The sequence below is a fragment of the Clostridium sp. 1001270J_160509_D11 genome (assembly GCF_015667935.1).
Lineage (GTDB): Bacteria > Bacillota > Clostridia > Peptostreptococcales > Peptostreptococcaceae > Intestinibacter.
This window is the reverse complement of sequence record NZ_JADPET010000092.1, coordinates 1-11,436: the sequence shown is the minus strand read 5'-3', so window position 1 is coordinate 11,436 and position 11,436 is coordinate 1. Positions and strand designations below refer to the sequence as shown.

10 protein-coding genes and 1 other annotated feature are annotated in these 11,436 nt (G+C 29.5%); all 10 genes read left to right on the top strand.

Translation table 11 applies throughout. From position 1 onward, the window contains the following. Window positions 1–367: 367 nt before the first annotated feature. Complete coding sequence (gene serS / locus I4U58_RS09255) at window positions 368–1,642, top strand: serine--tRNA ligase (RefSeq protein ID WP_195931016.1); 1,275 nt, start codon at window positions 368–370, stop codon at window positions 1,640–1,642. 172 nt (window positions 1,643–1,814) lie between these two features. Beyond that, window positions 1,815–2,084 (top strand): ACT domain-containing protein, encoded by a 270-nt coding sequence (locus I4U58_RS09250; RefSeq protein WP_195931015.1) that lies wholly within the window; start codon window positions 1,815–1,817, stop codon window positions 2,082–2,084. Window positions 2,085–2,098: 14 nt separating this feature from the next. Next, window positions 2,099–3,454 (top strand): PFL family protein, encoded by a 1,356-nt coding sequence (locus I4U58_RS09245; protein ID WP_195931014.1) that lies wholly within the window; start codon window positions 2,099–2,101, stop codon window positions 3,452–3,454. A 202-nt stretch (window positions 3,455–3,656) separates the two neighbouring features. Continuing rightward, window positions 3,657–4,736: an HlyD family efflux transporter periplasmic adaptor subunit gene (locus I4U58_RS09240; protein WP_195931013.1), complete on the top strand. Its 1,080-nt coding sequence runs from the start codon at window positions 3,657–3,659 to the stop codon at window positions 4,734–4,736. A gap of 9 nt (window positions 4,737–4,745) precedes the next feature. Then, entirely contained in the window at window positions 4,746–5,444 is a 699-nt protein-coding gene (locus I4U58_RS09235; protein ID WP_195931012.1) for a YggS family pyridoxal phosphate-dependent enzyme, read from the top strand. Window positions 5,445–5,532: 88 nt separating this feature from the next. Further along, the gene (gene sepF, locus I4U58_RS09230) at window positions 5,533–6,009 is read left to right on the top strand and encodes a cell division protein SepF (protein ID WP_195931011.1); all 477 of its coding nucleotides are present in this window, start codon (window positions 5,533–5,535) and stop codon (window positions 6,007–6,009) included. Between the two features lie 20 nt (window positions 6,010–6,029). Then, window positions 6,030–6,290 carry a YggT family protein gene (locus I4U58_RS09225; RefSeq protein WP_195931010.1) on the top strand — a complete coding sequence of 87 codons (261 nt, stop codon included), beginning with the start codon at window positions 6,030–6,032 and terminating at the stop codon, window positions 6,288–6,290. 88 nt (window positions 6,291–6,378) lie between these two features. Continuing rightward, window positions 6,379–7,074, top strand: a complete 696-nt coding sequence (locus I4U58_RS09220) for a YlmH/Sll1252 family protein (protein ID WP_330605536.1) — start codon at window positions 6,379–6,381, stop codon at window positions 7,072–7,074. Window positions 7,075–7,097: 23 nt separating this feature from the next. Then, window positions 7,098–7,697: a DivIVA domain-containing protein gene (locus tag I4U58_RS09215; RefSeq protein ID WP_195931008.1), complete on the top strand. Its 600-nt coding sequence runs from the start codon at window positions 7,098–7,100 to the stop codon at window positions 7,695–7,697. 153 nt (window positions 7,698–7,850) lie between these two features. Next, window positions 7,851–8,076 (top strand) — a binding site (T-box leader). A 189-nt stretch (window positions 8,077–8,265) separates the two neighbouring features. Further along, the gene (gene ileS, locus I4U58_RS09210; protein ID WP_195931007.1) at window positions 8,266–11,391 is read left to right on the top strand and encodes an isoleucine--tRNA ligase; all 3,126 of its coding nucleotides are present in this window, start codon (window positions 8,266–8,268) and stop codon (window positions 11,389–11,391) included. The last annotated feature ends 45 nt before the right edge of the window (window positions 11,392–11,436 follow it).

Here is an 11,436-nt window from a genome sequence, read left to right as displayed (position 1 = left end):
TATTAATTTTGTAAATATTTTTGCACTTTTTCCCTTTTGTACACTTTGCGCCGTAAAACTAGATACCTTTATTTCGTAGGGTGTAAATTGCATTATATATAAGGAAATCTTTTTCAGAAAATTAAAGGTATATTTTCTTAAAATTTAGCGTACTTATTTTTGTAAAATTTCAAAAATGCATAATGGGAATTATATTTAAATTTTATATTTTAGGGAGACCATTTATTATAAACTACATAGACTATATTTTTTAAGGGAATTGACAAGATAATTTTAAATGAATAAAATATAGTTAAATTGGATAAATACGTTGGGCTTATATTGTATGAGACGTGCAATTATACATAAAATATTTAGGAGGAAAAAAATGTTAGATATCAAAAGAATAAGAGAAAACTTAGATGATATTAAAAAAGCTATGGACAGAAGAGGGGAAAAAGAATTTGACCTTGATGCTGTTGTAGCTTTAGACGATGAAAGAAGAGAATTATTAAAAGAAGTTGAAGTAATGAAAAATGAGATGAATATCGAATCTAAAAAAATACCTCAACTTATAAAAGAAGGAAAAGACGTAACTGCTGATAAAGCTAGATTAAAAGAATTATCAGATAAAATAAAAGCTGTAGATGAAAAAGTTAAAAAAGTTCAAGATGAATTAAGATATAGATTACTTAGAATACCAAATGTTCCAAACGAAAGAGTTCCTCAAGGAGAAACAGATGCGGATAATATAGAAGAAAGAACATGGGGAGAACCAAGAAAATTTGATTTCGATTTCAAACCACACTGGGAAATAGGAACAGATTTAGATATATTAGACTTTGAAAGAGCTGCTAAAATAACTGGTTCAAGATTCACTTTATACAAAGATAAAGGTGCTAGATTAGAAAGATCTTTATATAACTTCTTCTTAGATACAAATACAGGAGTTAACGGATATACTGAATTTATACCACCATTCATGGCTAATGCAAATTCATTCTTAGGAACTGGTCAATTACCAAAATTCGAAGAAGACATGTTCAAAGTAGACAACGGATACTACTTAATACCAACTGCAGAAGTACCTCTAACTAATATACATGCAAATGAAATACTTTCATATGATGTATTACCATTAAACTACACTGCTTATACTCCATGTTTCAGATCAGAAGCTGGTTCTGCAGGTAGAGATACTAGAGGTCTAGTAAGACAACATCAATTCAACAAAGTTGAAATGGTTAAAATATGTGCTCCAGAAGAATCTTACAATGAATTAGAAAAATTAACTTCAAATGCTGAATACTTGTTACAACAATTAGGTTTACCATACAGAGTTGTTAGAATATGTACAGGTGACTTAGGATTCACTGCAGCATTTAAATATGACTTAGAAGTATGGATGCCAAGTTACAACAGATACGTTGAAATATCTTCTTGTTCAAACTGTGAAGATTTCCAAGCTAGACGTGCTGGATTAAGATTCAAAAGAAGCAAAGATTCTAAAGCAGAATACTGTCATACATTAAATGGTTCAGGTCTTGCTGTAGGTAGAGCCTTAGCTGCTATACTTGAAAACTACCAACAAGAAGATGGTTCTGTAGTAGTTCCAGAAGTATTAAGACCATACATGGGTGTAGATGTAATAACAAAAAAATAATATTGAATTTAAATAATTAAATTTAATTTGCAAAAAGAATGCCATAATAAACCTCGGTTTATATAGGGCATTCTTTTTTTATATATAGGAAATTAAAATATATACGTCATGTTTGACAATGAGTAAAAAGAGGCATAGAATTAAATCATCAATATAAAGGGGGAATCAAACTATGAAAGCATTTTTAACTGTAATAGGTAGAGATAAGGTTGGGATAGTAGCAGCAATATCTGATGAATTATTTAAATTAAATGTCAATATCATTGATATAACACAGACATTGATGGATGAGTTTTTTACAATGGTAGTTATGGTTGATTTAGAAAAAAGTCCTAAATCTTTTGAAGAAATTAAACAAGCTTTACAAAAAAGAGGCGAATCTATAGGGGTAGAGACAAGAATTCAAAGAGAAGAAATCTTTAATAAAATGCATAGAATTTAATTCGGAGGGAAATCATGAACGTTAAGAATATACTAGAAACTATAAATATGATAGAAGAACAAAAATTAGATATCAGAACTATAACAATGGGTATATCTTTACTTGATTGTATTGATTCCGATGGAGAAAAAGCAAGAGAAAAAATATATAAAAAAATAACTACTTGTGCTAAAGATTTAGTAAAAGTAGGACAAGAGATAGAAAGTGAGTTTGGAATTCCGATTGTAAATAAAAGAGTTTCTGTAACACCTATATCTATAATAGCAGGGGCTTGTGATGATAAAGACTATGTAGAATTTGCAAAAGTTTTAGATAAAGCAGCCGAAGAGTTAGGAATAGACTTTATAGGGGGATTTTCTGCTTTATGTCAAAAAGGATATACTAAAGGCGACGAAATATTGATAAAATCAATACCAGAAGCTTTAGCATGTACTAATAAAGTATGTGCATCTGTAAATGTAGGTTCAACAAGAGCTGGGATGAATATGGATGCAATAAAACAAATGGGTCAAGTTATTAAACAAACTGCTGAACTTACAAAAGATAAAAAGGGATTTGGCTGTGCAAAATTAGTTGTATTTTGTAATGCAGTTGAAGATAATCCATTTATGGCAGGGGCTTTCCATGGAGTTGGAGAATCAGATACAGTAATAAATGTAGGTGTAAGTGGTCCTGGAGTTGTCCAAAGGGCTTTAGAAAAAGTAAGAGGAGAATCTTTTGATGTTGTAGCAGATACTATAAAAAATACAGCTTTTAAAGTTACTAGAATGGGACAATTAGTGGCACAAGAGGCATCTAAACGATTAGGCGTTCCATTTGGAATAGTCGATTTATCATTAGCTCCAACACCTGCAATTGGAGATTCTGTAGCAAATATAATAGAAGAGATGGGTGTTGAAGTTGTCGGAGCATATGGAACAACAGCAGCATTAGCACTACTTAATGATGCTGTTAAAAAAGGTGGAGTTATGGCTTGTTCTAGAGTTGGAGGTCTAAGTGGTGCATTTATACCAGTATCAGAAGATGCAGGAATGATAGATGCAGTATTAAAGGGCTCATTATGTTTAGAAAAATTAGAAGCTATGACTGCAATATGTTCGGTAGGCTTAGATATGATAGCTGTCGAAGGCGATACACCAGCTGAAACAATATCTGCTATGATAGCAGATGAGGCAGCAATAGGAATGATTAACAATAAAACAACTGCCGTAAGAGTAATACCAGCTCCAGGGTGTAAAGTCGGTGAGATGGTCGAGTTTGGAGGTTTACTTGGTAGAGCGCCAGTAATGAAAGTAAACAAATTCTCATCTAAAGACTTTATAGATAGGGGCGGAAAAATACCAGCACCAATACATTCATTTAAAAATTAGAAATTAATATTATACAAGAATTACTGTGAAATGATTTTTTAAATCGTTTTACAGTAATTTTTTTTGTATAAAAATATTAAATTATGTTAAAAAACACTATATGCTGTTTGTATTTTTAATAATTTGTTTTGAGGCAATTTAAAGGAAAAAGAATTAAAAAAAACAAATTATAATATAACCAATTGTTTTAGGGGGTGTAGAGATGGCTAAGAAGAAGAAAAAGAAAATAAAGTTTACAAATTTATTTTTACTTATAGTACTGTTATATATTTTAGTTCAAGTTGTAATTTGGACAATTGGCTATTTTACAAAGACTATGGTTTTAGAAGAAGAAAATATAGACCTTCAAATTAAAAAAAAGGCAATAGTAGTCATGGATGAGACTATAATCAAAGCTAACGAAGATGGAATCATAAAATATAATGTAGAAGATGGCGAAAAAATTAAAAATGATAAAAGTTTATTTACTATAAGTCAATCGGGACAAAATGAAGAAATATCACAAAAAATAGATGATCTAAAAAATGAAATAAATGACTTAGAAAAATCGAAAAATAGTATGAACTCAAATATAATATTAAATAAAAAGGAAGAACTTAAAATACTAGAAAATCAAAAACAAAAATACTATACAGAAAATATATCACCTACTTCTGGAATAGTATCATTTGAATATGATAATGATTATGAAAAAGTTAAATTAGACAAATTAGATGATATAAATTCAAATATATTGGATTCTTTAGAAAATAATTTTATAAAAATAAATAGCAATACTCATAAAGTTAGTTCATCAGAAGTAGCACTTAGAATAATCAATCCAAATGAAACTTATATATGCATATTTCAAAATAAAGATAAGAATCATTTTAAAGAAGCACAAGATTTAAAAATAATCTCTAATGGACAAGCAATTAAGGCAAAGATAGATAAAATATATGAAAAAAAAGATGAAGAGGTAATAGTCATAAAAATTATGGAACAAAATATGTCAATTTACAATACAAGAGTTCAAGAATTTGATATAATATATAAAAATATAAAAGGATTTAAAATACCCGTAGAGTCAGTTGTAGAAAAAAATAATAAATTGGGCGTTTATGTAATAAATGAGGAAAATAATATGCCAGAGTTTGTAGGTTTAGGCAAAAATTATTATAAAGATGCAAAATATTATTATGTGGATTATAATAAAAATAAGGATGAAAATAAATTGAATTTATATGATAGAATATTATTATATCCAAATTTTATAAATAAAAATATTAAAGTAAGCAGGTGACATTAATAAATGAGTATAAAATCAAATATAGAAAAAATTAAAGACGAAATTGCATCAATATGTAATGACTGTGGAAGAAATCCACAAGAAGTTAATTTAATGGCAGTTACAAAAACAGTTGATGTTGATGCTGTCTTTGAAGCTATAGATGCAGGTATAACAGATGTTGGTGAAAATAAACCCCAAGAGTTAGCTAGAAAATATGAAGTTATAGGGGATAAGGTAAACTGGCATCTTATTGGAACTTTACAAACAAATAAAGTAAAATACATAATTGATAAAGTGACAATGATTCACTCTCTAGATAGAGAGGCTTTATGTGAAGAAATTCAAAAAAGAGCAGAAAAAATAGATAGAATCATAGATTGTCTAGTACAAGTTAATATATCAAAAGAAGAAACAAAACATGGTCTTTATAAGGATGATGTTGTTGATTTTGTAAAAATGGTATCAGAAAAATATCCTAATATAAGAATAAAAGGTCTTATGACTATGGCTCCATTTGTAGAAGATGATGAAGTTATAGAATCAGTATTTAAAGGATTAAAAGATTTATCTCTAGAAATAGACTCACTTTCTTTAAAAAATGTTGAAATGAGCACTTTATCTATGGGAATGAGCCATGATTATCATCTAGCAATAAAACATGGTGCAACTATTGTAAGGGTAGGGACAGCGATTTTTGGACCTAGAAATTACAATAACTAAAATTAATTTACGATAAGGATTATATTAATAAAAAATATAATTAAAAATATTAAGTATTTTATTATAAATTTAAAGGAGGATGGAAATAATGTCAAATGGTCTAATTTCAAAATTTAAAAACTGGATGACAGAAGAGGACGAATATTATGATGATGAAGAAATGGACACAGATTTAGAAGAAAATGAAGAAGATATGGTGGGTAACGATATCGGAGCAATAAGATCATCATCTAAAGCTGCTACAACTAGCAAAATAGTAAATTTACATACAACAAGTTCAATGAAGGTTGTAATAGTAGAACCTAAAAAATATGAAGATGTAACAGTGATTGCAGATCACTTAAAACAAAAAAGAACAGTGATAGTTAATTTAGAAGGATTAGCTCAAGATGTAGATACTAGAAAAGCAATATTCTACTTTATGAGTGGAGCTGTTTATGTACTAGATGGAACAATACAAAAAGTATCGAGAGCTATATTTATCTTAGCGCCAAGTAATGTTGATATAGACGCAAACATGAAAAAAGAATTAGAAAGTAAGGCCTTTTTCCCTTGGCAAAAATAATTAAATAAAGGAGCAAGAATATGAGCGTATTGGGAGTATCACTAATAAGATTATTAGATGTAATATCATTCATCATAGTTATACAATGCGTATTAAGCTGGATACCTTCAGTTAGAATGAGTAGAATTTACGAAGCATTAAGCGTAATTACTGATCCAATTGAAGAACCTATAAGACGAGTTCAATATAGATATGTGTCAATTCCTGTTGATTTTTCACCATTAATAGCAATTTTATTAATACAAATATTACAAAGAGTAATATACTCTATATTCTTATAAAATGGAAAAGTTAAAACTTACAGCACATATCAAAGATATAGAACTAAAAAATAAAATGTACAAAGTAATTGATAAGGCGAATAGTTGTTTGAAAAATTACGATATAAAAGCTACAGAATTTTTAAATCCATTTGAAGTTAAAAATGCTATAGATATTTTAAATTCTGAATCAGATTTAAAATATAAAGTAGACGGTGGATATGAAAATGCAGAAAGACAGCTAATATATATTTTTCCATACTATATTGAGGAAGATGATGTAGAAAGTGATTTAAGAGTTATACAAATTGAGGGTAACTTTAAATTTAAAGCAATTTCTCATAGAGATTATTTAGGAGCCTTATTAAACTTAGGTATAAAAAGAGAAAAAATTGGAGATATATTAATACACGATAACTTCTGTCAAGTAGTTGTAAGTGAAGATATATGCGACTTTATAATTATTAATTTAGATAAAGTTTCTAGAAATAAAGTTAAGGTTAAAGAAATAACTGTAAAAGATATCGTACAAAGCGAGCATAACTTTAAGGAGATATCTTTTACAGTTTCGTCTTTAAGGGTAGATTCAATAATAAGTGGAGTTTACAGCTTATCTAGAAATGATAGTGTTAAGCTAATAAAAGGTGAAAGAGTAAATGTAGATTACGAAAAGATAATATCTCCATCAAGAGAAATAAAATCTGACAGTCTCATATCTGTTAGAGGTCATGGGAGAGCTATTATTGAAGTAGGAGATTTAACAAAAAAGGGTAGAACAAAAGTAAAAGCAAAAATTATTTTATAAAGATTTATATAGGAGGTTAGAGGATGATAACTCCAATTGAGATACAAAATAAAGAATTTAGAAGAGCCTTTAGAGGGTATAGTGAAGATGAAGTTGATGATTTTCTAAAAATAGTAACTGAGGATTTTGAAGCTTTATATAAAGAAAATATGGACCTTCAAGAAAAGGTTACTTTATATCAAGAACAAGTTAGTAGATACAAAAGTATAGAAGAAACACTAAATGCAACTTTAATTACAGCTCAAAGTGCTGCAGAGGATACTTGTGTAGCTGCAAATAAAAAAGCAAAAATAATAGTAGAAGAAGCTCAACTTCAATCAAAACACATAATAGACGAAACTAATAATCGTATTTTAGAACTAAAAAAAGAATATGATAACTTAGTAAGAGAATTTAAAGTATTTAGAAATAGATTTAAATCATTAATAAAAGAAGAACTAGAAACTTTAGACGAAATATTCTATGATGTAGATGAAAGCTGTGAAATGCCTTTTAGAGAATGTAGTTATATAAAAGAAGACATGGAGGATAGTGCTGATTTATTTACAGAAGAAATAGCAGTTGAAGAAGATACAAACCAAGTAGATAAAAAATCTACTGATGATGCTGTTACAAATGAATAATATACATTTGGATTATATTAAAAAATTTAAAATAAAATGTATATAATAATAAATATTGGTAATAATATGAAATATCATAACATTGTGAATTGAATATGTTTTTATTGACGAAATAAATGAATTATTGTATAATTATCAAGTATAATTGAAAAAATAAAAGCTGTGATAGAGAGAGTAGACTTTTAAGTACTTTACAGAGAGTTGGATTAGGTGAAAGCCAATATTTATGAGAAAGTTGAAAATCACTCTGGAGCTGTAGGCTGAACGATTTTATCTATTAAGCTGAGCCGGTTAGTGCCGTTAAACTATAGAGTGTTACATATTATTTTTTTTAGTATGTAAAATTAGGGTGGTAACGCGATTATAACTCGTCCCTTTGTATAGGGAGGAGTTTTTTTATTGGGTAAATAATTGATTATTAATATAATAGCAATTATATTTTAATTTTAAAATTTTTGAATTATTAAATATATATACGTTTTATGTATATATTGATAACTAGCATTTGTATGTATAATTTGAAAATTGAGAAAATAATGGCAATTTAAAAATAAGAAAGGGTGATATTATGGCTAAGTTTAAGCCACTTGTTGATTCTTCTGTTAAAGATGCAGAAGCAGAAGTGTCAAAATATTGGAAAGACATCAACATATTAGAAAAAACGCTAGAAAAAGGTGAAAATGATCCAAGTTACGTATTCTACGAAGGACCACCAACAGCTAATGGTAATCCAGGGATACACCACGTTGTAGCTAGAACATTAAAAGACTGGGTTTGTAGATATAAAACTATGAGCGGATACCAAGTTCAAAGAAAAGCTGGATGGGATACTCACGGTTTACCAGTTGAGTTACAAGTAGAAAAAGAACTAGGACTTACAAATAAACAACAAATAGAAGAATATGGTATAAAAGAATTCAACGAAAAATGTAGAGAATCAGTTTTCTCATATGAAGCAAAATGGAGAAACATGACTGAGAGAATGGCATATGAAGTTGACTTAGACAACCCATATATAACTTTAGACAACAACTATATAGAATCAGTTTGGTGGATATTAGATAAATTCAACAAAGAAGGATATCTATATGAAGGACATAAAATAGTACCTTACTGCCCAAGATGTGGAACTGGTCTTGCTTCACACGAGGTTGCACAAGGATACAAAGAAGTAAAAACTAATACAGTAATATGTAAATTCAAGAAAAAAGATGCTGAAAATGAATATTTCTTAGCATGGACAACTACTCCTTGGACTTTACCATCAAACGTTTCATTAACAGTAAATCCAGAAGTAGATTATATAAAAGTAGCTAAAGATGGAGAAGTATACTATCTTTGCAGTGATTTAGCTAACAAAGTATTAGGTGAAGGAACTTATGAAGTTCTTGAAACTATGAAAGGTAAAGATTTAGAATATATGGAATATGAACAATTAATGCCTTTCGTAGAAGTTACAGATAAAGCATTCTTCGTGACTTGCGCTGATTATGTAACAACAGAAGATGGTACTGGTATAGTTCATACTGCACCAGCATTCGGTGAAGATGACTACAACTGTGGTAGAAAATATCAACTTCCAGTTATACAACCAGTTGATTCAAATGGTAAATTTACAGCTACTCCATGGGAAGGTCACTTCGTAATGGAAGATGGAATAGATGTTGAAATAATAAAATGGTTATCAGCAGAAGGAAAATTATTCTCTAAAGAAAAAATAGAGCACAACTATCCACACTGCTGGAGATGTGGTACTCCACTTGTATACTATGCAAACCCAAGCTGGTATATAGAAATGACAAAATTAAGAGACCAATTAGTTGCTAACAACAATACAGTAAACTGGTATCCTAAATTCGTAGGTGAAGGTAGATTTGGTAACTGGCTAGAAAACGTAAAAGACTGGGCAGTATCAAGAACTAGATATTGGGGTACTCCACTTAACGTATGGAGATGTGACTGTGGACATACTGAATCTATAGGATCAAGAGCTGAACTTGCTGAAAGAGCTATAGAAAATGTAGATCCAGCTACAGTAGAATTACATAGACCATATGTAGATGATATCCATATAGCTTGTTCAGATTGTGGTAAACCAATGACAAGAGTTAAAGAAGTTATAGACTGCTGGTTTGACAGTGGGGCTATGCCATTTGCTCAACATCATTACCCATTTGAAAACAAAGAAAAATTTGAAAGATTATTCCCAGCAGATTATATCTGTGAAGGTATAGACCAAACTAGAGGATGGTTCTATTCATTACTTGCTATATCAACATTCGTAATGGGTAAAGCACCATATAAAAACGTACTTGTTAACGACTTAGTTCTTGACAAAAATGGTAAGAAAATGAGTAAATCAAAAGGAAACACAGTAGATCCATTTGAATTATTCGACAAATACGGAGCAGATGCTTTAAGATGGTACTTATTATATGTATCTCCACCATGGACTCCAATCAGATTCGATGAAGCTGGACTTAGAGAAATACAAAGTAAATTCTTAGGAACTATGAAAAACGTATATAACTTCTTCACATTATATGCAAACACTGACGATATAGATCCAAAAGACTTCTTCGTTGAATACAAAGATAGACCAGAACTAGACAGATGGATATTATCTAAATACAACAGTTTAGTAAAATCAACTGTAGAAAACTTAGAAATATTCGAAGTTAACAGAGTTATAAGAAATATACAAGCATTCTTAAATGACGATTTATCTAACTGGTATATAAGAAGATCTAGAAGACGTTTCTGGGCTACTGAATTAACAGAAGATAAAAAAGCTGTTTACAATACAACTTATGAATTATTAACTGGATTATGCAGATTAATAGCTCCATTTGCTCCATACATGTCAGAAGAAATGTATAGAGATTTAACTGGAGAAGTATCTGTTCACTTAGCAAGCTATCCAAAAGCCGATGAAAGCTTAATAGATGCTAAACTTGAAGAAAAAATGGAATTAACTAAAGCGTTAGTTGCTTTAGGTAGAGCTTCAAGAGAAGACAGTAAAATAAAAGTTCGTCAACCAGTATCAAAAGTATTAGTTGATGGTAAATATGAAGATGTAATAAGCGACGTTGTTGACTTAATAAAAGAAGAATTAAACGTTAAAGAAGTTGTATTCGCTAAGAGCTTAGAAGAATACATGAACTTCAGCTTAAAACCAAACTTTAAAGTATTAGGACCTGTATTAGGATCAAAAATGAAATTATTTGCAGGTGCATTAGCTAAACTTAATGCAAATGAAGTAGTTCCTAAATTAGAAGCTGGAGAAAAAGTAACTGTTGATTTAGATGGAGAAGCATTCGAATTTGATAGAGAACATGTTTTAATAAACATAGATGCTAAAGAAGGATTTGACGTTGCTATGGCAAACAACATATTCGTTATATTAGATACTAACTTAACAGAAGAGTTAATAAATGAAGGATATGTAAGAGAATTTATATCTAAAGTTCAACAAATAAGAAAAGCAAGCAACTTCGAAGTTTTAGATAATATAGATATAGAATTTAATTCAGATGAAGATATAGCTAAGGCTGTAGAAGCATTCAAAAACTATATACAAACTGAAACATTAGCAGTTGAAATAAAAGCAGTAGACAATACTGACTTTGAAAAATATGACTTAAATGGTCATGAAACTGGTACAAATGCATTTTTTGCTCCTATATTTTTCTGAACTATACAAGCTGTAGCAGGTGTATACATATCTGGTGTGCATGTG

Bases quoted from the DNA above. Each gene is read 5' to 3' on its own strand.
- I4U58_RS09250 (WP_195931015.1), top strand. From the start codon at position 1,815: ATGAAAGCATTTTTAACTGTAATAGGTAGAGATAAGGTTGGGATAGTA.
- I4U58_RS09215 (WP_195931008.1), top strand. From the start codon at position 7,098: ATGATAACTCCAATTGAGATACAAAATAAAGAATTTAGAAGAGCCTTT.
- ileS (WP_195931007.1), top strand. From the start codon at position 8,266: ATGGCTAAGTTTAAGCCACTTGTTGATTCTTCTGTTAAAGATGCAGAA.
- serS (WP_195931016.1), top strand. From the start codon at position 368: ATGTTAGATATCAAAAGAATAAGAGAAAACTTAGATGATATTAAAAAA.
- I4U58_RS09235 (WP_195931012.1), top strand. From the start codon at position 4,746: ATGAGTATAAAATCAAATATAGAAAAAATTAAAGACGAAATTGCATCA.
- I4U58_RS09245 (WP_195931014.1), top strand. From the start codon at position 2,099: ATGAACGTTAAGAATATACTAGAAACTATAAATATGATAGAAGAACAA.
- I4U58_RS09240 (WP_195931013.1), top strand. From the start codon at position 3,657: ATGGCTAAGAAGAAGAAAAAGAAAATAAAGTTTACAAATTTATTTTTA.
- I4U58_RS09225 (WP_195931010.1), top strand. From the start codon at position 6,030: ATGAGCGTATTGGGAGTATCACTAATAAGATTATTAGATGTAATATCA.
- sepF (WP_195931011.1), top strand. From the start codon at position 5,533: ATGTCAAATGGTCTAATTTCAAAATTTAAAAACTGGATGACAGAAGAG.